The sequence below is a fragment of the Arthrobacter sp. TE12232 genome (genome assembly GCF_054062615.1).
Genome location: NZ_JBSSFK010000001.1, coordinates 2,446,704 through 2,470,911 on the forward strand (window position 1 = coordinate 2,446,704; position 24,208 = coordinate 2,470,911).

A 24,208-nucleotide genomic window follows, 5' to 3' on the forward strand; every position below is an offset into this window, starting at 1 on the left:
CCCTGACAGCACGGGCCCGCCGGTGCCCGGAATGGCGCCCGGGGCTCCGCCTCCGCGGCGTGCGGTTGACCTATTGCGGGCGCTGCGGGTGCGGAACTTTGCGCTCTTTTGGACGGGGCAGCTCATCTCCGGCACGGGCACTTGGATGCAGATGGTGGCGATGGCCTGGCTTGTGCTGGACATCAGCGGGTCACCGGCAGTGCTGGGTCTGGTGACCACGTTGCAGTTCCTGCCGCTGCTGCTGTTCGTGCTGCCGGCGGGAGTCCTGGCCGATCGCTTCCCGAAGCGCACAATAATGCTGGCAGCCCAGGCCCTCGCCACGGTGCAGGCGCTTGTCCTTGGCTTTCTCGCCCTGACCGGGTCCCCGCAAATCTGGCAACTGGCCCTCCTGGCGTTCATCCTTGGAGTCTCCAACGCGTTCAACAATCCCGCACAGCAGGCGTTTGTCCCCGAGATGGTGGGCCTCACGCTGGTGCCGGATGCCGTGGCCATGAACAGTGTGCAGTTCAATTCCAGCCGGATGATCGGCTTCGCCCTTGGCGGGCTGGCGGTGGCCCAGCTTTCGGCCGCGGCGGTCTTTTTCATGAATGCGGCCAGCTTTGCCGCGGCACTGACCGCGTTGCTGGTCCTGCGCACCGGCGAGCTTCGCCTCTCCCGGAGCAAACCGGCCCGTCACGGCGCCCTGCGCGAGGGCCTGCAGTATGTCCTCCACACCCCCGCCGTCCTCTTTGTCCTTGGGGCTTTGGCCGTGGTGGGGACATTCGGCTACAACTGGCCGGTGGCAGCGCCGTTGCTGGCCCGCGACGTGCTGAACGTGGCGTCCGTCGGCTTCGGCGCGCTCATGTCGGCGTTCGGTGCCGGTTCCCTGGTAGCCGGCATCGGCTTGGTCGTTGTAGGCGGCAGCAACGATCGCCGGATGATCGTCTCGGGCGCTGTCCTTGCAGTGATTTTGATCCTCCTGGGCATCTCACAGTCCTACCCGGTGAGTCTGGGGCTCATGGCCCTGGCCGGCCTCAGCGGCACGGTGTTCACGACCACTGTCAACACCCGTCTCCAAGGACTCACGCCGGACCGGCTCCGCGGCCGGGTCATGAGCCTGTTCGTGCTGCTGCTGGCCGGCACCACCCCGTTCGGTTCGGCCCTGCTGGGGCTGGGCGCGGAAGCCTTCGGCATCTCGTCCGCCATCATCGGATTCGGCGCCGTCACTCTGGCAGGACTGGCCATGCTGCTCGTCCTTCGCGCTCGAAGGGACGGGCCTGCCGCGGCAAGACATCGGCCCTCCTGAGTGCCCGGGCATTGCCGGTCAGGACTCCAGGACCAGCAACTGGGCCTTGTCCGCGCGATACGTGGCGACCCTGCTCAGTCCCGCGAGTCCCCTTCGGACGGCCTGGTCATTGCGGTGTGCGGATTGGCTGGGGCCGGTTCGATCGGGCGTTTTCCGGTTGCACTCCAGCGGGTGAGGAAGTCGAGCTGCTCCTGGGCATGGCTTCCGGGTTCGGCGGTGTAGGCGATGAGGGTCAGGCCCTCGCCGGGGAGCTCGAGTGCGTCGCCGGTGAGTTCGATGTCTCCAACGAGCGGGTTGTGAAGGGTCTTGCGGGCTGAGCGGTGGAAGCGGACGTTGTGCCGTGCCCATCGTGTCGAGAATTCCGTGCTTCCAGTGGCGAGGTCCCCGATGAGGTTACTCAAGGCTCTGTCGTGTGGGTTGCGTCCGGATTCGGTGCGGAGGGCGGCGGCAAGATCATCCGCAAGGGTGGCCCATTCAACGAAGAAGTCCTGCGACCGCGGGTCGAGGAACATGAACCGTGCGAGGTTCAGCGGCAGCGTCGCAGGGCTAAGGATGTCCGTGTACAGGGTGAAGCACAGGCTGTTCGCGGCCACGATATCCATCCTGGCGTTGCGGACGTAGGCCGGCGTCCCCGTCATCCCAGCCAGGATCCGTTCCACACTCGGGCGCACTTCTGTCCGCAGCCGGCGCGCGGCCGGGGCCTCCGATGGCGCGGAGGCCCTGGCCAGGTCCAGCAGGTGGGTTCGCTCAGCCTCGTCGAGCTGGAGGGTGCGTGCGAGGGATTCGAGGACGGAGTCGGACACGCCTCGAAGGTTTCCCCGTTCGAGGCGGGCGTAGTACTCCGTGCTGACGCCGGCAAGCATCGCGACTTCCTCGCGTTTGAGCCCGGGCACCCTTCTGGCCCCGCCGTAGGCGGGTATCCCGGCCTGGGCCGGCGTGATGCGTGACCGCCGGCTCGTCAGGAACTCGCGGACGTCCTTGCTGTTGTCCATGGCTACTACGTTACGAGGCCCTTTGTGGCTCTAACAGGAACTGACAGTACACCGCACAACAGACACTCCCGCGTGCACGCGAGGGCTGGTTCCCTTGAATCAGTTCCGTTTCTGCCTCGCCGTCTTCGGCGCCGTTCTCGCCGGGCAGAGCAACTACAGCAAATGCGGCAGCGAAGATCCCCAAGCAAACGACACATGACCACAGGAATACAGGAATCCCGGATGAAGCTCACACCTCCCACCCCCGCGGCCAAGGGCCCGACGTCGAGGTTTACCGGAGACGTCTTCGTCAACGCGCTGCACAACGGCGAGGCCCCCTCCAGACTCGTGGCTGCAATGGTCCGGTTTACCCCGGGCGCCCGCACAAACTGGCACTCCCACCCCCTCGGCCAGACCCTGCACTGCACCGACGGGACCGGGCTCGTCGGCACCCGCGACGGCACAGTCATCGCCATGCGCCCCGGGGACACGGTCCACACCCCGCCCGGCGAGGAACACTGGCACGGCGCCACCAGGGACAACATGATGTGCCACCTGGCCATGGTCGAGCATCACGACAGGCAGAGCGCCACCTGGCTTGAACCCGTCACCGACCAGGACTACGAAACAGCCCACACCCAAACAAAGGAAACCCCATGAAAACCGTGACCCTCAACAACGGCGTCCAGATGCCGATCCTGGGCTTCGGAGTCTTCCAGATCCCCGACGGCGAAACCCAGGCCGCCGTCGAAGCCGCCCTCGCGGCCGGTTACCGCCACCTGGACACGGCGGCCTCCTACGGCAACGAGGAAGCCGTGGGCGCAGCGATCAAGGCAAGCGGAATCGCGCGCGAGGAACTCTTCGTCACCACCAAGCTCTGGATCCAGCACGCCCCGACCGGCAACGTTCAAGAGGACACGAAGCGGGCCTTCGGAAACTCACTCCGCCGGCTCGGCCTGGACTACCTCGACCTGTACCTGATCCACCAGCCGCTCGGGGACTACTACAGCGAGTGGCGGGCCATGCAGGACATCAACAAGGAAGGCCTGGCCCGTGCTATCGGCGTGTCCAACTTCCACCCGGACCGGCTGGTTGATCTCATCGACCACAACGAGATCGTCCCGGCCGTCAACCAGATCGAGACCCACCCCTTCCACCAGCGCGCCGCCGATCAGGCGCTGATGCGCGAACGCGGCGTCCAGATCGAATCCTGGGGCCCCTTCGCAGAAGGCAAGAACAACCTCTTCACCAATCCGGTCCTCAGCGCCATCGCCGAGGCACACGGCAAGTCCGTCGCCCGGGTCGTGCTCCGCTGGCTCATCCAGCGCGAGGTCGTCGTCATCCCCAAATCCGTCCGTCCCGATCGGATGGCCGAAAACCTCGACGTGTTCAACTTCGAACTCACGGAGGAGCAGATGAGCCAGATCGCCACCCTGGACACCGGCGCCAGCCTCTTCTTCGACCACCGCGACCCCGCCATGGTGAGCTGGCTGGGAGGCCGCAGGATCGACTGACCCTGCTCCTTCAGAGCGGACAAGCCCGCCAGCTTCATCTCCGCTCGGCGGCTACCAACCTGCTCTTCACATCTCCCGAAAGGACTCCATTATGAGCGATTCAAACCAGACCCGGGCCCAGCAACTCATCGGCGACTTCGCCCCCAAACTCGTTGACCTCACAGACCGTGTGCTCTTCGGCGATATCTGGGAACGAATCGAACTCTCCCCGCGGGACCGCAGCCTCGTCACGGTCGCCAGCCTCATCACCAGCGGCAGCACCGAACAGCTCCGCGGACACCTCGTCCGGGCCAAGTCCAACGGCCTGACCGAGACCGAACTCAAAGAGGCCATCATCCATCTGGCCTTCTACGCCGGCTGGCCCAAGGCGATGTCCGCCATCACGGTGGCCAAGGAAATCTTCGCCGCCCCGTGAACGCGTCTCCGGGCGTGGTCGCGCCCTGGAAAGGAGCCGGACGGGCATGGCGCCCGCAGTGGAGTGGGAGCAGTATGAGGGAATGAATCCGCCCAGCGCCGGGACCTGCTCAGAAGCGACTACGCAGTCTCCATGATCTCCGGTAGCACCATGAGTCGAAAGGAACGGGAAATGCGCCAGACAGGTGCCGCCATCGCCTTCTATGCGCTCAGTATTGTGCTGCTACCGGTCTCGCTACTCGGCTATGCGATCTGGGTGGTCAAGCTCCGGGCCGCGAAACCGTCCGGTGTGTCGACCAGTGCGCAAGCCCCGCTCTCGGCCAGGTGGGCGATGCACAATTTCGGCGTGCGCGAAGACCAGGCCGCGAACCGGCTGTTGCCCGTCCTGCCCGGCGTGCCCTGGCTGGGCATGCGGCTGGCATTCTGGCCGACGGTCTTGGCGCACCGCGTCACCGGATACGTCCCGAAGACCTTCCGTTACCCCTTCGAGGGCAATGTCCCTCCCCAGGCCGAGGCGTCGGCCAGGGTCACGTTCTTCGACAGCGCCGTGGACCGCTTCCTTCCCGCGATCGACCAGCTGGTCATCCTCGGCGCCGGTTTCGACACGCGTCCGTACCGACTCCCGCAGGACACGCCCGTCAGCTCCTTCGAGGTCGATGCCCCGAAGACACAGGCGGTCAAACGCGCCATGCTGGACAAGGCAGGGATCGACGCACGCAAGGTCACGTTCGTACCTGCTGACTTCGAGAAGGATGACTGGCTCGCCAAACTTGCCGACGCTGGGTTCGACCCCGGGCGCCCGGTGCTGTTCCTCTGGGAAGGCGTGACAATGTACCTCGAGCAGGCAGCGATCGAGGACACGCTGAGCAAGGTCGCGGGCTGCGCCCGGGGCAGCCTGCTCGCCTTCGACTACTTCACGACCGAGACTCTCGAATCAACCATGCTGTACTGGCGGTACGGGAGGGCGGCGGCCAAAGCAGTGGGCGAGCCGTTGAAGTTCGGTGTGGACAGCACACCGCCGTCGCGGGAGCGCCTGTCCGAACTTCTCCGATCCTGCGGGTTGGCGATCTTCGAACAGCATGTGCTCGGTCGTGAGACCACGAAGAAGCGCGCCTGGGGTGGCTTCGCGATTGCCGTGGTGCAGTGAAGCCGATGCCGAACGCGGCCGACAGCGGGGACGAGCCCGGACTGAGGCGTCAGGCGCGGAGGGATGCCAAGGCGTGGGAGAGGGGCATGGCTAACGCGGGACCGTGGCCCGGAAGAATGACCGACGCTTCTACGCCGTCGAGGACATGGGTCGCGGACAGCACGGTGCCCGGCTCGGTATGGAACATCGGATGGAGCATCTGCGGGCCTCTTTGCCGCGTCAGGGGGTGCCCAGTGATCAAGGAGTCGCCGGTGGCGATCACCCCGGCGCCGCGGAAATAGATGGAGGCGTTGCCCGGCGTGTGGCCGGCAACCAGAATCGCCTCAGGGCTGCCCGGGAGTTCCCGGAGCTGCTCCGCCGTCCAGGCCCGGGCCTCGGTGGCTGGATCGGCGTTCAGCGCGCCGGCGCGGATCGCGTGACTCATCCAGCGCAGGACGCGCGGACGCCAGGCGCGGAGGACAACCTGTCCCAGGCCGACCTGGTGCTTTTCGTGTCCCTGGACGTGTGCCAGCTCTTCGGGACTGCACAGGATCGGGGTCCCGAACGTTCGGGAAAACAGGGCCGCCGACCCGGTGTGGTCGACGTGACCATGCGTGATGAGGATGGCGCGGGCCTTGGCCGGCTTCAGCCCGGCGTAATCGATGGATTTCAGGACGAAGTCCGTGTCGCCGGGGTAGCCGCTGTCAACGAGGATGAAACCGGACTCGTCCCGGACGATGATCCAGTTGGATGCCGGGCCTTCGACAAAGAAGAAGCCGGGAGCCGGTTCGGAAACCTGCGATGAGGGCTGCCATGCGGTGTGGCCGGAATGCGCAAAAGGGTCGGGCAAAGGACTGTACTCCTGAAGATGGTGATCAGATGACGCTTTGTACAGCCTGCCGGGCATCCGCCAGATGGGCTTGGTAGACATATGATGCCAATCGGTTCAGGCAAACTCAAATCCACAAGTCGTGATCCTTGACCCTTGGCGGCACGGTTTTGACAAAAAATATGACATAAGCCCCAAATGGTGGAAGATGGCCCCCTGGTCATGCCAATTGGTTGCGTCATAATGGGCGGCGGCAACGACCCTATATGAGCGACGGGCGCAGGAGTCATGAACACGTTAGGCGACACGCGAGGCCGATGGGTCCTGGTGGACTATCTCAACAAGGAGCAGCCCGGTCTCCTGAGCATCGGTGCGGTGAACTACTCAGGGTCCAGTGTCCGCAAGAACCTCGATCCGCTGGGCCGCGAACTGCTGATGGACCGGATCAAAGCCGTCGCTGAGACCGGACGGCAAATCCACGACCCAGTCCATCATCGGGGCATCAATTACCGTGTTCTCGCAGTGCCGATTAGCTCTCCGATGACGAACACGGTTCTTGCAGTTCTGGCCGTCTACACTGCGGCGGGAGACAACCCGCCACCGCGCCCGCCGATCGGCGCCCTGGAGTGGACGATCTCCTCCACCGGGCACATTGAAACGTCCTGGAATGATGACCTCTTCGCCATCTACGAGATCGATCGTTCCGGGGAGAGCCCCACCGGGGACATGAACCAATGGGTCAGCGAACTGATCTCCCCTGAGGACAGAACCCGGATGAAGGTGACCATCGACGCGGCCATCACTTCGATGAACGCACAACGCTACCTGGTGCCGTACAAGATCATCACCAGATTCTCGTCTGCTTTGCCCGGGATCAAGAACCTCGAGGTGTCCGGTCGGGTCATCCCTGACGAACAACGGCAGGGCAAGTGGCTGCGTGCCATCACACGTGAGGTTCAGGAGGCCACCCCGTCCCCGATCACGCCTGGTTTCGGGGACTTCCAGTCCAGCAGCCTGCTACGCGCCGTCTTCGAACTCGCCGAGGAGCGGGTGCTGATGGCCGTCGACACCGCCTGCTGGCAGACCTTCATGACGTCCGGCTCTTGGCAGCGGTTCGGCATCCAGTCACCGAGATTCGGCTACCTCCCCCACGTCATCCATCCGGACGATTACCGCGCCTTTAGGGACACCGTTGAAAAGGCTCAGCCCGCCATCCGCGCGACAGTGCGCCTCCTGCACACAGACAGCACGTACAGGCCGTACACCGTTTGCGCCAGCAGCGGCCAAAGTGGACACGGCGACACTGACCGCTACGCCGTTGTGGCCTTGTCCCGCCTTACAGGGCCGTAGGGCCCCATGAGGGTTCGGGTGTAACCTGCTCAAAACCTCTGGCCGAGTGAAGGAGCTGGTGTGGACACACGAAAGCTGAAGTATTTCTTGGCCGTCGTTGACCACGACGGATTCAACCGCGCCGCAGAGCATCTGCTCATCGCCCAGCCGTCTCTTTCCCAGACCATCGCCGCCTTAGAGAAGGAACTGGGCGTGCCGCTTTTCCACCGGATCGGCCGCCGGGCAGTTCTGAGTGAGGCGGGCAAGGAACTCGTCGGGCCGGCACGTCTGGTGATGCGGGACCTTGATGCGGCGCAGTCCGCGGTCCAGGCGCTGCGGGGCGTGCGGAGCGGACGGCTGGACATTATCACCATGCCGTCGCCCGGCATCGAGCCGCTGACGTCCATGATCGCCGGGTTCACCCGCGCGTATCCGTCGGTCCGGCTCAACGTCAGTGCCGCGTTTACGCCGGAAGAAGTCATCGAATCCGTCCGCAGCGGCAGTACGGAGATCGGCCTTGCCGGCTCGCCCACGCCCATCCGGGTCCCGGGCGTCCAAGTCCTGGAACTGGAACGCCAGCCGCTGATTCTCATCGTCAATCCGGAGGCCGACACTTTCGCCCCGGGGACGGCCATCCAGCGTGATGACCTGGGCGGACACCGGCTGATCGCCAGCCAGCGCGGTTCCCTCATGCGCTGGCTCGTCGACGATGCGCTGGCGCGCGGGGTCGACGCCGAAATCGTCGTCGAGGTTGCCCACCGGACCTCGATCCTGCCGCTGGTCCTGGCAGGCGTGGGCCACGCCGTGATGCCCTCATCGTGGGCCCCGCTGGCGCACAAGTCAGGGTTGCGGACCCTCCTGATTGAACCCGTGTCCCATCTTGACGTGGCCATTCTGAGCCGTAAAGAAGGCCTGACGCCCGCCGCCAGGGCATTCCTGGACGTCGCAGCCCTCCACACCAAGTAACCCGCCCGTCGATTGCTCCGATAACGCCCTTTTGCGCGTCCAAAAGGGCGACCTCTCGGCAGTCGATGGAACAGACCAATAGGCTGCGCCTATCTACCGGATCGGATCTTGGTCTTGGACGGCGGGTGTCGCCTGACCGTCTACTTGAAGAGGACAGGCAGTGTGACGCTGCTAACACACTCAACAAGGAGGTAGGCCCGTGAGCGCCACCCAGATATTCAGCATCGCTTCCATCCCTGCCGATGGCGTCGGCAAGGAAGTTGTCTCCGCCGGCCGCCGTGTCCTGGACGCCCTGGCCCAGAATTCCGGCGGGAAGTTCGCCTTCGAATGGACGGAATTCCCGTGGGGCTGCGGCTACTACGAAAAGACCGGCCAGATGATGGACCCGAAGGGCCTTGAGGCCCTGAAGAACTTCGACGCTATCTACTTCGGCGCCGTCGGCTGGGAAAACGTCCCGGACCACATCAGCCTCTGGGGCCTGCGCCTGAACATCACACAGAACTTCGACCAGTGGGCCAACATCCGCCCGGTAAAGTTCCTCCCCGGCATCCAGTCCCCGTTGCGCAAGGCCGACCACACCGAACTCGACTGGATTGTGGTCCGCGAAAACAGCGAAGGCGAATACGCCGGGCTCGGCGGACGGAACCTCAGCGGCCGCGGCCCCGGCAACGAGGTCGCCCTCCAGACCGCTCTGTTCACCGAAAAGGGCTGCGAGCGGATCATGCGCTTCGCCTTCGACCTCGCCCGCACACGCACCGTGAAAAAAGTCTCCTCCGTCACCAAGTCCAACGCCCAGCAGTACGGCATGGTCCTCTGGGACGAAACCTTCCAGCGCGTGGCCCTGGACTACCCGGACGTGGCCACCGAAAGCGTCCTGGTCGACGCCATGAGCGCCAAGTTCATCCTGCACCCGGAAGACCTGTCCGTCGTCGTCGCCTCGAACCTGAACGCGGACATCCTCTCGGACCTCGGCTCGGCCCTGGCCGGAAGCCTCGGCCTGGCAGCCAGCGCCAACCTGAACCCGGAACGCCGCTTCCCGTCCATGTTCGAACCCGTCCACGGCTCCGCCCCGGACATCGCCGGCAAGGGCATCAGCAACCCGATCGGCGCGATCGCCAGCGCCGCCCTGATGCTGGACCACTTCGGCCTGCACGAGGAAGCCCGCCAGGTCGAGGCCGCCATCGAGCAGGCCACCGCCGCCGGTTACCTGACGCGCGACGTCGGCGGCGACGCGAACACCGATGACGTCACCGACGCCATCATCAAGACCCTCACCCACACCCTGGCTGCCGTCTAGCCTTGCCTGACCCGGGGCGGGCGGCGCCGCGCACTGCCGCCGCCCGCCCCGACCTACTTTTTTCATTCTTCAAGCACCACGCCACTCACATTCCACAATGAGGTAGGAATCATGGGACACATCACCACCGCGGGCAGAGCCGCGGCATCCAAAAAAGCGGCCCCCAAGACACGCTGGTACAGGCAGCTGTACTTCTGGGTACTGACCGGCATCGTCCTCGGCATCCTGGTCGGCTGGCTCGCCCCGGCCGCGGGCATCGCCCTGGAACCGATCGGCACCACGTTCGTCAACGCTATGAGAATGCTGATCGGCCCGATCGTGTTCCTGACCATCGTCGGCGGCATCGCCAGCGTCGCGGACCTGAAAAAGGTCGGCATGACCGGCCTGAAGGCCCTGACGTACTTCCAGATTGGCACCATCTTCGCCCTGCTCTTCGGCCTGGTCGCCATCAACGTCTTCCGCCTCGGCGACGGCGTCAACGCCAACGCCAGCGCGATCAAGACGACGGACTCCGCGGCCAAGCTGATCGACGCCGGCGCCCACCAGGAATGGTGGCAGTTCCTGACCCACATCATCCCTACCAGCATCGTCGCGCCCTTCGTGGAGGGCGACATCCTCCAGATCATCTTCATCGCCGTGATCTTCGGCATCGCCCTGAACGCCATGGGCAAAGTCGGCGCCCCTGTCCTGGACGGGGTCCAGCGCCTCACCGGCGTCATGTTCAAGATCCTGGGCTTCATCATGAAGGCCGCTCCCTTGGGCGCATTCGGCGCGATGGCCTTCGCCGTCGGCAAGTACGGCGTCTCCTCCCTCTCCAGCATGGGCGGGCTGATCGTCCTGTTCTACGCCACCTCCATCCTCTTCGTCGTCGTGGTCCTCGGATCCGTTATGGCCTTCCTGAAGCTGAACATCTTCAAGATGATCCGCCATCTCAAAGAGGAATACCTGCTCATCCTCGGCACCTCCACCGCCGAACCGGCGCTGCCGGGCCTGATGCGCAAACTCGAGCACGCCGGGGTCAAGAAGGAAACGGTCGGGCTCGTGGTCCCCACCGGGTACAGCTTCAACCTCGACGGCGCCGCCATCTACCTTTCGCTGGCCGCCGTGTACATCGCACAGGCCACCAACACGAACCTGACCATCGGCCAGCAACTGGGCCTCATCGCGGTCATGCTGCTCACGTCCAAGGGGGCAGCCGGGGTCGCCGGGGGCGGGTTCATCGCCCTGACCGCCACCCTCGCCACCCTTGGAACCATCCCGGCCGCCGGCATCATGCTCATCTTCGGCATCGACAAGTTCATGTCAGAATGCCGGGCCCTGGTGAACTTCACCGGCAACGCCGTCGCCACCTTGTTCATCGCCTGGTGGGACCGGACGCTGGACGCGGACCGGGTGCGCCGGGTCTTCAACGGGGACACCGTTGAGCCAATGCCCAGCGAGGACCCGACACCCGATGAGTTCACGGACATCGCTGCAGACCTAACCGACCCGCACGCGGAACCGGGCGACGACGTCGACCTGCCCTACGGGAACGGCCGCAGCCCCGCCTACTCGAAAAGCATCTGACATGCTCACACCAACCGCTCCGACAACCGTGCGGGCGCTCATCGCCCCGGACAAATTCAAAGGCAGCCTCACCGCCGCCGAGGTGGCCGATGCCCTGGCAGCGGGCCTTCGGTCCGCAGGATCCGGATCCGGGTCCGTCCACTGTGGACTGCTTCCCCTGGCGGACGGGGGTGACGGCAGCGTGGACGCCGCCGTCGCCTCCGGCTTCACCCGGCGCAGCTACACCGTCGCGGGGCCCACCGGCCAGCCCATTCGGTCCAGCATCGCGTTCGACGGCTTCACCGCCGTTGTCGAGGTGGCCAACACCTGCGGCCTGGGACTCCTGCCGGACGGAACACTGGATCCTCTGGGTGCCTCCAGCCGCGGTTTCGGTGAGGCGGTTCTGTTCGCCCTCAGCCTGAAGCCGGCCAGGATCGTCCTGGCCCTGGGCGGCAGCGCCAGCACCGACGGCGGCATGGGCATGCTCACCGCCCTGGGCTACAGCTTCCGCGACGCCGACGGCGGACAGCTCTACGGCAACGGCCGGGCGCTGGCACAGATCCACACCGTCCACCGGACCGCGCTCCCCGAACTGGCCGACACCGAACTCATCGTCGCCAGCGACGTGCACAACCCTCTGCTCGGCACCCAGGGGGCACCGGCCGTCTTCGGACCCCAAAAGGGCGCGTCACCACAGGACATCGCGATCCTCGAGCAGGGTCTGGAGCACTTCGTGGCCAAGCTGGCCGAAGCCGGGTTCGCGGATGCGGCCGTCCTGGTCGGGCACGACGGCGCCGGCAGCGCTGGAGGGCTCGGCTACGCGTGCCTGCTGCTCGGTGCCAAGCAGGTCTCAGGCGCCGACTACTTCCTGGACCTGCTGGACTTCAACACCCGCAAGGACAGCTGCGACGTCGTCATCACCGGCGAAGGCAGCATCGACCAACAAACCCTCGCCGGGAAACTGCCCGCCGCCGTCGCCCGGCGGTCGGGCGCCCGTCCGATCATCGCGGTCGCCGGCCGCTCCCTGCTCCCGAAGGCGCGGTGGCCCGAAATGGCCGTGACACGGGTCTACGCGCTGGCCGATTACACCAATCAGGACTCTGCCAAGGACCCCAAACTGTCCGCCACCCTGCTCCGCAGGATCGGACGAGACATCGGAGCAAGCCTTCTATAGGCGGTCTCCATACGCAGGAGAGGCAACGCCCGCCCGGGGTACCCGGACGGGCGTTCGTAACTCGTCCAAAGACTGTCCTCGATCCGGCGGGTCTCCGATAGAGGAATCCTTGGCCAATCCTTGGGATCTGCTGCCCCTGATGGCTCCCGGTGCGGTACGTTCCTGACGGACACTGGACGTTACGGCTTCCGGTAGGCAAGCCTCGTCCCGCCACGACGCCCCGCACTACCGGGGCCCGGTCAAGGAGTCCCGATGAAGCCACTAAGAACCCTGGCCTGCATCCTTGCCCTGCTGGCCTTAGCCTGACACTCGTGGAGGTACCCGCGCAGGACGCATCCGCGTCCCTTAGCCTCAGCCCGACCAAGGGGCCACCCGGAACCATCGTCACCGTCACCGGCACCGGTTTCCCCAAGAAGAACGCCGGAACACTCAGCGCAGGCGTCAATTCCGTCGCCTTCAAGGTCAGTGCCTCGGGATACTTCACGGCCGACGTCGTGATCCCGCCAACGTCCCAGCCGGTCCTTGATATTCAGGCCGTATCCGGCACCGTCAAGGCTTCCGCGGCCTTCACCATCGTCGCCACGCCGGTAACACAACCATCGCCGCCGGCCAGCAGCAGCGCGCCGCTGCGTTTCGGCGTCGGCACCCCGGGCGGGCCGCTGGCCTCGGCAGAACTGGACCAGGCCGCGTCCCTCGCCGGCGAGGCACCGTCCGTCATTTTGTCCTATAAGGACTTCAATCAGGCTCCGCCCATCGCGGAGTTGGATGCCGTCCGCAGCCGCGGCGCCGTGACCCTCCTGACCTGGGAGCCATGGGCCTGGGGCGGCGGAACCGAACAGCCGGCCTATGCCCTTGGACCGCATAACGGCCGGAAACTTCGATCCCTACCTGCGGCAGTGGGGCGTGGCCTTGGCGTCCTGGGGGCACCCGGTGATGCTGCGCTTCGGGCACGAGATGAACGGCAACTGGTACCCCTGGTCGGAGGAAATCAACGGCAACGGCCCCGGTGATTACGTTGCCGCGTGGCGGCACGTTCACGACGTCGTCTCCGCCACGGGCGCCTCCAACATCACCTGGGTGTGGAACCCCAACGTCCCGTACTGGGGGTCGACAGCGCTCGACGGCCTCTATCCGGGTCCCGTGTACGTGGACGCGGTGGCGCTCGACGGATACAACTGGGGCACGTCGGCGGCCTGGAGCAGCTGGATCTCGCCCTCGGAGCTCTTCGGCCCGGGCCTGTCCGAACTACGTCGCCTCGCGCCGGGGAAACAAGTGCTCGTGGCAGAAACGTCGTCGGCAGAACAAGGCGGGTCCAAAGCCGACTGGAACACGGCACTGATCAGCTATCTGGCGTCCCAGTCCGACGTCACCGCGGTGGTCTGGTTCGATTTCAACAAAGAAACAGACTGGCGGATCGACAGCAGCACCGCTTCCGCCACGGCGCTGGCGTCCGCCCTGGCTGCCCGCCCCAAGTAGCGGCCGGCCAAGCAGAGAGGTCTTGAAGTCTGAGGCCGTACCGGCTACACCACTAAGTGAATATCCCGACAAAGCTGAAGGCTGTCCCACCAGTGACTGACAGCCGTAGGAATGATCGTATCTATGGCCGATCAAGACCTCGGATCCTCCGGGTCCAGGAACATTCTGCCTACTCCCTTACGAATGAATGTCCACGTGATTGGAGAACACCATGAGCGACAAGCCAGCTACCCGTCCATCTTTCGCTGAGGACAGCGTCCCGCTGCCCGGTTCGGAGCGCCACGGGGTACCCGAAGTCCGGGCCGAACACGGACCAGTTGATCCGGCCCGCAGGATCGAGGTCACGGTGATCCTGCGCCGGAAGGCCCCGATGCCGGAGACGGTCAAGGAACCCATGTCGGTCGAAAATCTGGCAGCAACCCACGGCGCCGGCCAGGATGACATGCAACTCGCCACGGACACTTTCACGAGGCTCGGGGCGGAAGTCCTGGAAGCTGATCCGGCCTCGCGCCGGCTGCGCCTGGCAGGAACTGTTGAGACGCTCAGCGATATCTTCGGCACCAGCCTGAATGAAGTGACGAGCGCCGGACCCCATGGCGCCGAGGTCATCCACCGCCACCGCACCGGAGGACTAAGAATCCCAGCGGCGCTGGATGGCATCGTCACCGCTGTCCTCGGCCTTGACGACCGGCCGCAGGCCCGGGCCCAGTTCCGCGCGATCCCCCTGGCCACGGCGGGCACCAGCTACACCCCGCCGGAGCTGGGAAAGATCTACAAGTTCCCGGCCGGCACCGATGGCGCCGGGGAGACCATTGCCATCATCGAACTCGGCGGGGGCTACTCGACGTCGGACCTGAACGTCTACTTCAACGGCCTTGGGATCACGCCGCCAAACGTCACGGCTGTCGGGGTCGACGGTGCGGCCAACCAGCCAGGGATGGATCCGAACGGGGCGGACGGCGAAGTGATGCTCGACGTCGAGGTCGTCGGCGCCCTCGCACCGAAAGCGGACATCTTGGTCTATTTCGCTCCGAACAACGACGCCGGCTTCCTCGATGCGATCATCACCGCCTCGCACGCGAACCCGACGCCTGCGGCGATCAGCATCAGCTGGGGCCAGAGCGAGGACGGCTGGACCGCGCAGGCGCGCACGGCGTTCGACCAGGCCTTCGCCGATGCCTCAGCCCTCGGCGTCACCGTCACCGCCGCGGCCGGCGACAACGGCAGCGCCGACGGAGCCAGTGACGGAAAGGACCATGCCGATTTCCCCGCTTCAAGCCCGTATGTTCTCGCTTGCGGCGGCACCCGGCTCGAGGCCGATCCGGTTACCGGAAACATTGTCCGTGAAACGGTCTGGAATGACGGACCAAACTCGGCAACCGGCGGCGGCTTCAGCGACGCTTTCCCTGTTCCTACCTGGCAGAACGGACAGGTCGCCCACGCCAAGCATCATAAGCCTGGCAAGCCCGTCAAGAAATTTCTGGGCCGTGGCGTGCCGGATGTCAGTGGGGTCGCGGACCCGCAGACCGGATACAAGGTAAGGGTCAACGGCACAAACATGGTCATTGGAGGCACCAGCGCCGTGGCACCGCTCTGGGCAGCCCTGGTCGCGCGTTTGGCGCAGGCGAGCAACCGCCGGTTTGGTCTTATGCAGGCCATCATTTACGGCCACATGGCATCCTCCAACACGGGCTTCCACGACATTGTCGTCGGCGACAACGGCTCCTATAAGGCCGCGCCAGGCTGGGACCCCTGCACCGGCTTCGGCAGCCCCGACGGAACGGCCCTGCTCGCCGCTATCCAATCCGGGGCAGGGGCCGGGACCCCATGATCTGGTCCTGCACGCCCTGCTCCGCCACGCCGGGAAGGACATCGAGACAGGCCTCCTGGCGGCGGGATTCATCTGCAGGCGACAGCAACGCCCGCCCGGGATTAACCCGGGCGGGCGTTTTTGGACGCTTGGCGACAACCGGAGACCCGGAGGGCCAATAAATCAGCCGGCTAAGGTGCGAGCGTGTGGGCGAGCCCGGCAAGAACCGGTTCACGGCCCAGCTCAATGTGCGAATATGCCAGCGAATAGGCGAGATCGGGGCGGCCCTTGAGGATGGCATTGCAGAGCTCGACATGCTCGTCGCGCTGGAGCTCATTGCTGCGGTTGTGGGCCAGGCCGAAGATCCAGCGCATGCGGCCAAAAAGCGGCTTAACCGATTCGACAAGCAAACGGTTGCCGGAGAGCCGCACTATCTCGGCGTGAAATTCCGCGCTGAGACTCGCAACCTTCACCTCAGGACCTTCGTCGATGGCCAACCGCGTTTCGTCCACGAGTTCCTGCAGCCTTGCGCCGCTTTGACCCTCAGCAACCCGGACCGCCGCGGTCCGCGCGGCGAACGTCTCGAGGCAAAGCCGGACATCGAAGAGTTCGTTGACGTCCGTGAGCGTTAGCCGACGCACCGCCGCACCCCTGCGGGGGAAAGTTTCAACGAAGCCGTCCTGCTCCAGACGTTGGATGGCCTCCCGTACGGGAATCCTGGACACGTTGTGCAGTTCCGACAGTTCCCGTTCGCGCAACCGCATGCCCTGCTCGTATTTGCCGGTCACGATCCCTTCAAGGACCAGTTGATACACGTGTTCGGCCCGGACTTCGTCATCCCGCCCGTTCAGCGCATCACCTTTCGGTTCAACCACACTCACACCGCCGTTCGTCACTCACCCCGTGGCCCTGGCGGACGGTGCCGCTCAGCGTTCCAACTGAGCATACACGCGCTCAACTGCCGGTTCCGGCCACATGCAAAGGCTCCCGCGCAACTAACCCCCAAGTGCGTTTCCACCGCGATCGGCGGGCCGGCCAAGTCACGACACCGTCCAAGCCACACCTCTCTCTGGTATTCCAGATGATGCTAAGTTGTGATTTACATCGCACAAATCGTGCCCTAATCTTTGTTTGGTATACAAAATGTTGGAGCTTGCTCCTTGGACCCTGAATCGAGCGTTCCCGATGACCCAGCTTCAGTCCGGTGCCACACCAACTGCTGCGAGTCCTTTGCCCGGCGCCAGCGACGATGGCAGCAGCGGCGTCAGCCGCCCCATGTCCCCCGTCGACCAAACGACCGCCAGCACGGGTCCCGCCCAGGCACGGTCGCTGCTGGCCACTGCCTGGCTCAGGATCCGCAGGAGCAAGATCGCCCTGCTGAGCCTCTGTGTCGTGGTCGCAATCGTGCTCTTTGCCGTCCTCGCGCCTGTCCTCAGTGCGTGGTCCGGAAATGATCCCTTCACCTCCAACACCAGCCCGGACGTCCTTGATGACTTCGAAACCCCGGGCCTGCCTCTCCCCGGCTACATGTATCCCTCTGAGCAGCACTGGCTGGGGGTCGAGCCCGGGCTCGGGCGGGATCTGTTCGCCCGGCTTGCCTTTGGCGGTCAGGTCTCCCTCACCATCGCCCTCCTTTCAACCGCCGTCTCCGTCGTCCTTGGCACCGTGCTCGGGGCGGCGGCCGGCTACTTCGGTGGCAAGACGGACGCGATCATCAGCCGCGTCATGGATCTCTTCCTCGCCTTCCCGCACCTCCTGTTGGTGCTGTCGCTGACGCCCATCCTTCAGTCCAGGCTGCGCGGCACGCCTCTGGGCCAGGGCAGCTTCCTGCCCATGGCCTCGCTGGTCATCATCCTAGGATTCTTCGGCTGGGCGTATCTTGCCCGGATCGTCCGGGGCCAGGTCCTCAGCCTCCGGGAGCGTGAATTTGTTGAGGCGGCCCGCTCGTTCGGCGCCTCCCACCTCAGCGTGCTGTTTCGGCAGATTATCCCCAACGTGATGGGCGTCGTGCTGGTATACGCGACCATGCTCATCCCCACCAACATCTCCGCGGAAGCCGCGCTGTCCTTCCTCGGCGTCGGCGTCAAAGACCCGACTCCGTCGTGGGGCCAGATGCTCAACGCCGCCCAGTCCGGCAACTGGTACCTCAGCGATCCATGGTTCCTGGCCGTCCCCGGCGCCATGCTCATCGTCACCGTACTGGCGTTCAACCTGCTCGGCGACGCCGTTCGCGACGCCTTGGACCCCAAGGCCTCCCGCCACTAGCACCCATCACCATCACCCACCCGTATGAGGAGAACCATGAAATATCCATCCAGAGTGCTGGCACTTGCCGTGCTGATCTCCGTGGCCGCCACCGGTTGTTCCGCGGCCCAGGGCCAGTCGGCCGCCAGCAAAGCCAGCGGTTCAGCGACGGATTCGGCCGCGTCGGTGGTCAAGCCCGGCTTCACCACCAAGGGAGGCAACATCAACATCCTGATGTCCTCCGACTTCCAGACACTTGACCCTGGAAACAGCAACTACGTCCAGACGGCCAATGTCGGACAGCTGTATTACCGGACACTCACCATGGCCAAAGAGACGGCAGGCCAGCCGCCCACCATCGTCCCGGACCTCGCCACGGATACCGGGAAGGTTTCTGCCGACGGCCTCACCTGGACATTCACGCTCCGGGACGGTGTCAAGTTCGAGGATGGCCGCCCGATCACATCAGCCGACGTCAAGTACGGCATCGAACGCACCTTCGCCCAGGATGTCTACACCCAGGCGCCCCAGGAGCTCAATTCCGCGCTCGACGCCGGCGGCTACAAGGGACCCTACAAGGATCCTTCCGCCGTACTCGAGGCAGTCGAGACCCCGGACCAGCGCACTGTCGTCTTCCACCTGAAGAAGCCGTTCGCTGAATTTCCTGCGCTGGCCTCACGGTCCAACACCGCTCCTGTGCCCCAGGACAAGGACACCAAGTTGGACTACACGAACCATCCGGTCTCATCCGGCCCCTACATGGTGGAATCGTACAACCGCGGCAAGTCGCTCAAACTCGTCCGCAACCCGCACTGGGATCCCGCGACGGACCCCAACCGCACGGCACTCCCGGACACCTTCAACTTCTCCCTGTCCACGTCGCAGGCCACCATCAGCCAGCAGTTGCTGGCCAACGCCGACACCAACGCCATCACCCTGGACTCGAACGGCGCCCTCCAGACCTCGGATTCGGCCAAGCTGGCCGACGCCCAAGTCAAGGACCGGGTCGCCTCAGGGCTGCTGGGCTGCAACGACGTGCTGAGCCTGAACACGCAGAAGATCACGGACCCGGATGTCCGCAAGGCAATTGCGCTTGCCCTGGACCGCCAGTCGATCCTGGTCCAGTACGGGGGCCGCCGTTTCGGCGAGCTCACCCAGACGCCGCTGAACGACAAGATGCGCGGGTACGTGGCCCAGGAGTTGGAGATCGATCCCAGCGGAAAGCCCAAGCTGGACGAGGCCAAGAAGCTCCTCGAAGGCAAGACCTACCCCAAGACTCTCACCTTTGGCTACGCCAACAACCGGGACGCTTACAAGAACACAGGCACCGTGGTCCAGGAGAACCTCAAGGCCCTGGGCATCGACGTCCAACTGGTGCCGATCCCGGCCCCGAACTATTACTCCGTCATGGCCAGTGAGCAACTGCCGGACATCGGACGGTCAGGCTGGTGCGGTGGCGCCGATCCGTCTTCGATCCGGACCTCGGCGGACCCCATCCTCGGCCCGAACAACGATGGCACCAGTTACGGATTCTCCAACACGTCCCGCTACTTCGACCCGGAGGTGTCCAAGGCCATGTTTGAGCTGCGGGACACCGCGGGGACCTCGGAGGAGCTGGGCAAGAAGTGGTCCGAGGAATTCGGAAAGGCACTGAAGACCTACCCGATCATTCCGCTCGTCCGCAGCCACACGAACAGCGTCGTCGGCTCCAACATCCGCAACGCCCAAGTGGGCTACTTCTTCGGCGGCATCGACCTGTCGATTGTCGGCGTCGAGCACTAACCGGTCCTCACAGAAGGAGACGCGGGCCGCCCGGATTCAGGCGGGCGGCCCGCAACCACAATGATCAGATTCATACTTCGCCGGACAGGCTCCTTGGTCCTGCTACTCATAGCCGTCAGCTTCATCACCTTCACTCTCTTCCAGCTGGGCCCATCCGATCCGGCCTCGGCCGCGTGCGGCCAGGAATGCACGCCGGAACGTGTCGCCGAGGCGCGCGTCGCCCTGGGCATGGACCAGCCGTTCTTCCTTCAGTACGCCGACTACATGCGCGGGCTGGTGTCGCCGCGCATGATTGGGGCCCCCGGCGCCGAGTCCGTCTGCCAATGGCCCTGCCTCGGCAAATCGTTCCAGACGAATGAGAACGTCTCGGACATCATCAGCCGGTCGCTGCCCTACACGCTCTCGATGGCAGTCGGCGCCCTGGTCCTTTGGACGGTTTCCGGCGTGGGCCTTGGCCTGCTCGCAGCCCTCAGGAAAGGCAGCGCTACAGACAAGTTCATCGTCGGCGCCGCGTCCGTGGGCGTCTCGCTGCCGATCCCCGTCACGGGCCTGTTCCTGCTGCTGGTGTTCGTCAATCAGCTGCATCTCCTGCCGTTCACCACCAACGAGATCAACAGCCCGTTCGGCGCCCAGGGGCCGTGGGCCTGGGTACTCAACTATCTGCTGCCATGGATTGCCCTCGCCGTGCTGTTCAGCGCCTCCTACATCCGGGTCACCCGCACCAACATGATTGAAACGTTCGGCGAGGACTTCATCCGCACGGCGCGGGCCAAGGGACTGGCCCCGCGGACCGTGACGTTCAAGCACGGTGTCCGGGCCGGCATCACCCCGATCGTGACCATGCTCGGCATGGACATCGGCCTGCTGCTCGGCGGCGCCGTCCTCACAGAACAGATCTTCTCCGTGCCGGGGCTCGGATTCACCGCCGTCCGGGCCGCCATCTCCGGCGACCTGCCCGTCACCATGGCCATCACCATGCTGGCCGCTTTCTTCGTGATCGTCGCCAATGTCGCCGTCGACCTCGCCTATGCCGCCATCGATCCCCGAGTGAGGCTCCAATGACCCAGACCTATCCCGGCGCGCCCGCCGCTTTCCCGTCCCCCGCGCCAAACCCTGCAGCGGACGACGGCGGGGCTCGCGCCTTCCTGGACGTCCAGAACCTGTCAGTCGCATTTCCCACCGACGACGGCCTGGTCTCGGCCGTCAACGGCATGGACTTCACCCTTGAGCGCGGGCAGACGCTTGGCATCGTAGGCGAATCCGGATCCGGAAAATCAGTGACGAGCCAGGCACTGATGGGCCTGCTCAAAGGCACCTCGGCCCGGGTCTCCGGCCAGGCCCTGTTCCAAGGTAAGGACCTCATCACGATGTCCGAGTCAGGGATGCGCCAGCTGCGTGGCCGGAACATCGGCATGATCTTCCAGGACCCGCTGTCGGCACTGCACCCGTTCTATACCGTCGGGCACCAAATTGAGGAGGCCTACCTCGTCCATCACCAGGCGAGCAAAAAGCAGGCCCGGGCTGCGGCCATCAACATGCTCGGCCGGGTGGGGATTCCCAGCCCCGAGCAGCGCTACGACGAGTACCCGCACCATTTCTCCGGCGGCATGCGGCAGCGGGCCATGATCGCCATGGCCCTCATCTGCGAACCGGAACTGCTCATCGCGGACGAGCCCACCACGGCCCTGGACGTGACGGTCCAGGCGCAGATCCTGGACCTCATGGCCGAACTCCAGGCGGAAACCAACTCTGCGCTGATCCTCATCACCCACGATCTGGGCGTCGTGGCCGAGGTCTGCGATTCCGTGCTTGTCATGTACGGCGGCCAATGCGTCGAGTCCGGACCGGTGGACGAGATCTTCTACGACACCCGGCATCCGTACACCCTGGGCCTTCTCAATTCCATGCCGACGCTCACCGGCACCTCCGGCCTCCTCAACCCGATCCCCGGCCAGCCGCCGTCGCTGCTTGACCTGCCGTCAGGCTGCATCTTCAGCTCCCGGTGCGACTACGCCGCCCTGGCCGGGGCCGACGTCTGCCGGGAGCAGAGGCCCGAGCTCCTGGTGGAGGTCGGCCACGGCAAGCGCTGCCATCTGAGCAGCCGCCAGCTCATCACTATCCGGACTTCGCGTTAGGACCCGCCATGGACAGGCAGCCAATTCTCCAGGTGGAGAACCTTCAAAAGCATTTCCCCGTCAAGGGCGGGCTCTTCTCCCCCAGCGGCGGCCGCACAGCCAAAACCGTCAAGGCCGTCGACGGCGTCTCGTTCAGTCTCGACCGAGGCCAGACGCTCGGACTTGTAGGTGAGTCCGGATGCGGTAAGTCCACGACGGGCCGCATGGTCGCCCGCCTGCTGGATCCCACCGGCGGGCGGATCGTCGTCGACGGCGTGGACATCAGCCAGCTGCGCGGTGCGGATCTGTACAACTTCCGACGCAAGGTCCAGATGATCTTCCAGGACCCGTTCGCGTCACTCAACCCGAGGCAGACGGTCGGCACCGCGATCGCCGCGCCGATGGTGGCGCAGAAGATCAATCCGCCCGCAGGACTGAAGAACCGCGTCAAAGAACTCATGGAACAGGTGGGCCTCAAGCCCGAACACTACAACCGCTTTCCGCATGAGTTCTCCGGCGGCCAGCGCCAGCGGGTGGGCATCGCCCGGGCCATTTCGTTGAACCCCTCGGTAATCGTGTGTGATGAACCGGTGTCCGCCCTGGACGTCTCCGTCCAGGCGCAGGTAGTAAACCTGCTCCAGGAGATCCAGCGCGACACCGGCGTCGCCTATATCTTCATCGCCCACGATCTCTCCGTCGTCCGGCACATCTCCCACCAAGTGGCCGTCATGTATCTCGGCAAGGTTGTCGAACAGGGTCCCCGCGAGGAACTGTTCCGCCTTCCCCGGCACCCCTACACGCAGGCGCTCCTGTCCGCGGTGCCGCTGCCCGATCCTCGCGCAGCTCGGCGACAGGTGAAGATCCGGCTCCGTGGAGATCTCCCGTCACCGGCCAACCCACCCAGCGGTTGTGTCTTTCGCACGCGCTGCCCGCTGTTCGGCACGCTGCCCGAAAGCCGGCAGCAGCTCTGTATCAGCGACATTCCCTCGCCGGCCGGCCTCGCCGCCCCGGCCTGCCACCACGAGGGTCTGGCAGCAGCCTCCCCCGCCGGTGTCCAATAGTCCCAACACAAAGGAGCATTACATTGACTACCCTGATCCGCGCCGTCCGTCCCTGGGGACAGGCGCTGAGCGACGTCCTGCTCAAGGACGGCAAGATCGCCGGCATTGAACCGCATAACCCGGCTCGAACGCCGTCGGACTCGACCGGCACCCTGGGCGAGGCTGTCACGGTCGTGGAGGGCCGCGGCCGGTTGCTGCTCCCGTCCTTCTCGGATGTCCACGTGCATCTGGACTCGACCCGCATCGGACTGCCGTTCCGCGAACACACCGGCGGTCCCGGCGTCTGGACCATGATGATGAACGACCGGGAGAACTGGCGCCTCGCCGAGGTCCCTCTTCAGGACCGTGTCAACAACACACTCGGCCGAATGATCGCGCGCGGCACCACCCGGGTCCGCTCCTACGCCCAAGTCGACGTGGACTGCCGGCTGGAACGGTTCGAAGCCGTCCTGGCGGCCAAGGAACAGTTCAAGGACCAGGCCGACGTCGACATCATCGCCTTCCCGCAGGCAGGCCTCCTGCTCGAGGACGGCACCGTACCCCTCATGGAGGAGGCCCTCAGGGCGGGGGCCAATGTCATGGGCGGCATTGATCCGTGCAGCCTGGACCGGGACCCCGCCCGGCATCTGGACATCGTTTTCGGCCTGGCCGAGAAGTACCAGGTCCCTATCGACATCCACCTCCACGAACCGGGCGAACTCGGCGTCTTCAGCACGGACCTGGTCCTTGAGCGCACCCGCGCCCTGGGGATGCAGGGCAAGGTCACCATGTCCCACGCCTACCAGCTGGGCAGCGTCTCCGACGCCACCACGCACCGGCTCATCGAGGAGTTCGCGGAGCTGGACGTTTCGATGGCCTCGGTGGCCCCGGCGGTATCCGGCCAGCTCCCGCTCCCGCTGCTGGCCGAGGCCGGCGTCCGCGTCGGTCTCGGCGAGGACGGCCAGCGCGACTACTGGTCCCCCTACGGCAATACCGACATGCTGGACCGCACCTGGCAGCTCGCGTTCACGCACGGATTCCGCCGGGACGAGCTGATCGAACACTGCCTGGCGATCGCCACCGTAGGCGGCGCCAGCGTTCTGAATCCGGCCGCCACCCGGCTGAAAGGCACCGCGCACCGGCCGGGCCTCGAGGCCGGCGATCCCGCCGAGCTGCTGCTGGTCGACGGCGAAACGGTGGCCTCCGCCGTCATGGACAGGGGCACCGACCGCACCGTGATCCACCGTGGCCGCGTCGTGGCGGACCAGCTGCAGTTGGTTCCTTAGCCCCGC

General features: G+C 65.3%; 22 protein-coding genes. 19 read left to right on the plus strand and 3 right to left on the minus strand.

Annotation, left to right across the window (positions count from 1 at the left end):
• Positions 1 to 88: 88 nt before the first annotated feature.
• Positions 89 to 1,285 (plus strand): MFS transporter, encoded by a 1,197-nt coding sequence (locus ACVWZ7_RS10860; protein WP_344365122.1) that lies wholly within the window; start codon positions 89 to 91, stop codon positions 1,283 to 1,285.
• A gap of 74 nt (positions 1,286 to 1,359) precedes the next feature.
• Here the strand turns inward: ACVWZ7_RS10860 and ACVWZ7_RS10865 are convergent, their stop codons facing one another.
• Positions 1,360 to 2,277 (minus strand): helix-turn-helix transcriptional regulator, encoded by a 918-nt coding sequence (locus ACVWZ7_RS10865; RefSeq protein WP_344365120.1) that lies wholly within the window; start codon positions 2,275 to 2,277, stop codon positions 1,360 to 1,362.
• Positions 2,278 to 2,472: 195 nt separating this feature from the next.
• On the opposite strand from ACVWZ7_RS10865, the gene ACVWZ7_RS10870 reads away from it, so the two are divergent.
• From ACVWZ7_RS10870 to ACVWZ7_RS10885, 4 genes are all read left to right on the plus strand, one after another.
• A complete protein-coding gene (locus ACVWZ7_RS10870; protein WP_456507844.1) occupies positions 2,473 to 2,916 on the plus strand; it encodes a (R)-mandelonitrile lyase in 444 nt (147 codons plus the stop codon).
• Positions 2,913 to 3,770, plus strand: coding sequence for an aldo/keto reductase (locus tag ACVWZ7_RS10875; RefSeq protein ID WP_456507845.1), 858 nt, complete (start codon positions 2,913 to 2,915; stop codon positions 3,768 to 3,770). The genes ACVWZ7_RS10870 and ACVWZ7_RS10875 overlap by 4 nt, the downstream gene beginning before the upstream one ends.
• 91 nt (positions 3,771 to 3,861) lie before the next feature.
• Positions 3,862 to 4,185 (plus strand): carboxymuconolactone decarboxylase family protein, encoded by a 324-nt coding sequence (locus ACVWZ7_RS10880; protein ID WP_456507846.1) that lies wholly within the window; start codon positions 3,862 to 3,864, stop codon positions 4,183 to 4,185.
• A 171-nt stretch (positions 4,186 to 4,356) separates the two neighbouring features.
• Positions 4,357 to 5,331, plus strand: a complete 975-nt coding sequence (locus tag ACVWZ7_RS10885) for a class I SAM-dependent methyltransferase (protein ID WP_456507847.1) — start codon at positions 4,357 to 4,359, stop codon at positions 5,329 to 5,331.
• A gap of 49 nt (positions 5,332 to 5,380) precedes the next feature.
• Here ACVWZ7_RS10885 and ACVWZ7_RS10890 read toward each other — a convergent pair whose 3' ends face one another.
• Positions 5,381 to 6,160: an MBL fold metallo-hydrolase gene (locus ACVWZ7_RS10890; protein WP_237563360.1), complete on the minus strand. Its 780-nt coding sequence runs from the start codon at positions 6,158 to 6,160 to the stop codon at positions 5,381 to 5,383.
• A gap of 267 nt (positions 6,161 to 6,427) precedes the next feature.
• On the opposite strand from ACVWZ7_RS10890, the gene ACVWZ7_RS10895 reads away from it, so the two are divergent.
• The 8 genes from ACVWZ7_RS10895 to ACVWZ7_RS10930 all read left to right on the plus strand — a co-directional run bounded on the left by ACVWZ7_RS10895 (position 6,428) and on the right by ACVWZ7_RS10930 (position 15,757).
• Complete coding sequence (locus tag ACVWZ7_RS10895) at positions 6,428 to 7,489, plus strand: hypothetical protein (protein WP_456507848.1); 1,062 nt, start codon at positions 6,428 to 6,430, stop codon at positions 7,487 to 7,489.
• A gap of 60 nt (positions 7,490 to 7,549) precedes the next feature.
• Positions 7,550 to 8,434: a LysR family transcriptional regulator gene (locus ACVWZ7_RS10900; protein WP_116766395.1), complete on the plus strand. Its 885-nt coding sequence runs from the start codon at positions 7,550 to 7,552 to the stop codon at positions 8,432 to 8,434.
• A gap of 199 nt (positions 8,435 to 8,633) precedes the next feature.
• Positions 8,634 to 9,731, plus strand: a complete 1,098-nt coding sequence (locus ACVWZ7_RS10905) for a tartrate dehydrogenase (RefSeq protein ID WP_456507849.1) — start codon at positions 8,634 to 8,636, stop codon at positions 9,729 to 9,731.
• Between the two features lie 111 nt (positions 9,732 to 9,842).
• Positions 9,843 to 11,297, plus strand: coding sequence for a C4-dicarboxylate transporter DctA (dctA, locus tag ACVWZ7_RS10910; RefSeq protein ID WP_456507850.1), 1,455 nt, complete (start codon positions 9,843 to 9,845; stop codon positions 11,295 to 11,297).
• A gap of 1 nt (position 11,298) precedes the next feature.
• Positions 11,299 to 12,450, plus strand: a complete 1,152-nt coding sequence (locus ACVWZ7_RS10915; RefSeq protein WP_456507851.1) for a glycerate kinase — start codon at positions 11,299 to 11,301, stop codon at positions 12,448 to 12,450.
• 311 nt (positions 12,451 to 12,761) lie between these two features.
• Positions 12,762 to 13,460: an IPT/TIG domain-containing protein gene (locus ACVWZ7_RS10920; RefSeq protein ID WP_456507852.1), complete on the plus strand. Its 699-nt coding sequence runs from the start codon at positions 12,762 to 12,764 to the stop codon at positions 13,458 to 13,460.
• Positions 13,405 to 13,926 carry a glycoside hydrolase family 26 protein gene (locus ACVWZ7_RS10925; protein WP_456507853.1) on the plus strand — a complete coding sequence of 174 codons (522 nt, stop codon included), beginning with the start codon at positions 13,405 to 13,407 and terminating at the stop codon, positions 13,924 to 13,926. The genes ACVWZ7_RS10920 and ACVWZ7_RS10925 overlap by 56 nt, the downstream gene beginning before the upstream one ends.
• Positions 13,927 to 14,137: 211 nt before the next feature.
• On the plus strand, positions 14,138 to 15,757 hold the full coding sequence (locus tag ACVWZ7_RS10930) for a S53 family peptidase (protein WP_456507854.1): 1,620 nt from the start codon (positions 14,138 to 14,140) through the stop codon (positions 15,755 to 15,757).
• Between the two features lie 170 nt (positions 15,758 to 15,927).
• Here the strand turns inward: ACVWZ7_RS10930 and ACVWZ7_RS10935 are convergent, their stop codons facing one another.
• Complete coding sequence (locus ACVWZ7_RS10935) at positions 15,928 to 16,632, minus strand: GntR family transcriptional regulator (protein ID WP_456507855.1); 705 nt, start codon at positions 16,630 to 16,632, stop codon at positions 15,928 to 15,930.
• A gap of 289 nt (positions 16,633 to 16,921) precedes the next feature.
• Here ACVWZ7_RS10935 and ACVWZ7_RS10940 point away from each other — a divergent pair, with 289 nt between their 5' ends.
• Genes ACVWZ7_RS10940 through ACVWZ7_RS10965 form a run of 6 tightly spaced genes read left to right on the plus strand, consistent with a single transcriptional unit; the run spans position 16,922 to position 24,202 of the window.
• Positions 16,922 to 18,001: an ABC transporter permease gene (locus tag ACVWZ7_RS10940; RefSeq protein WP_456507856.1), complete on the plus strand. Its 1,080-nt coding sequence runs from the start codon at positions 16,922 to 16,924 to the stop codon at positions 17,999 to 18,001.
• A gap of 36 nt (positions 18,002 to 18,037) precedes the next feature.
• The gene (locus ACVWZ7_RS10945; RefSeq protein ID WP_456507857.1) at positions 18,038 to 19,762 is read left to right on the plus strand and encodes an ABC transporter substrate-binding protein; all 1,725 of its coding nucleotides are present in this window, start codon (positions 18,038 to 18,040) and stop codon (positions 19,760 to 19,762) included.
• Between the two features lie 60 nt (positions 19,763 to 19,822).
• Positions 19,823 to 20,824, plus strand: coding sequence for an ABC transporter permease (locus tag ACVWZ7_RS10950; protein ID WP_456507858.1), 1,002 nt, complete (start codon positions 19,823 to 19,825; stop codon positions 20,822 to 20,824).
• Positions 20,821 to 21,897: an ABC transporter ATP-binding protein gene (locus ACVWZ7_RS10955; RefSeq protein ID WP_456507859.1), complete on the plus strand. Its 1,077-nt coding sequence runs from the start codon at positions 20,821 to 20,823 to the stop codon at positions 21,895 to 21,897. The genes ACVWZ7_RS10950 and ACVWZ7_RS10955 overlap by 4 nt, the downstream gene beginning before the upstream one ends.
• An 8-nt stretch (positions 21,898 to 21,905) precedes the next feature.
• Positions 21,906 to 22,937, plus strand: coding sequence for an ABC transporter ATP-binding protein (locus ACVWZ7_RS10960; RefSeq protein WP_456507860.1), 1,032 nt, complete (start codon positions 21,906 to 21,908; stop codon positions 22,935 to 22,937).
• Positions 22,938 to 22,960: 23 nt separating this feature from the next.
• Positions 22,961 to 24,202 carry an amidohydrolase family protein gene (locus tag ACVWZ7_RS10965; RefSeq protein WP_456507861.1) on the plus strand — a complete coding sequence of 414 codons (1,242 nt, stop codon included), beginning with the start codon at positions 22,961 to 22,963 and terminating at the stop codon, positions 24,200 to 24,202.
• Positions 24,203 to 24,208: the final 6 nt, after the last annotated feature.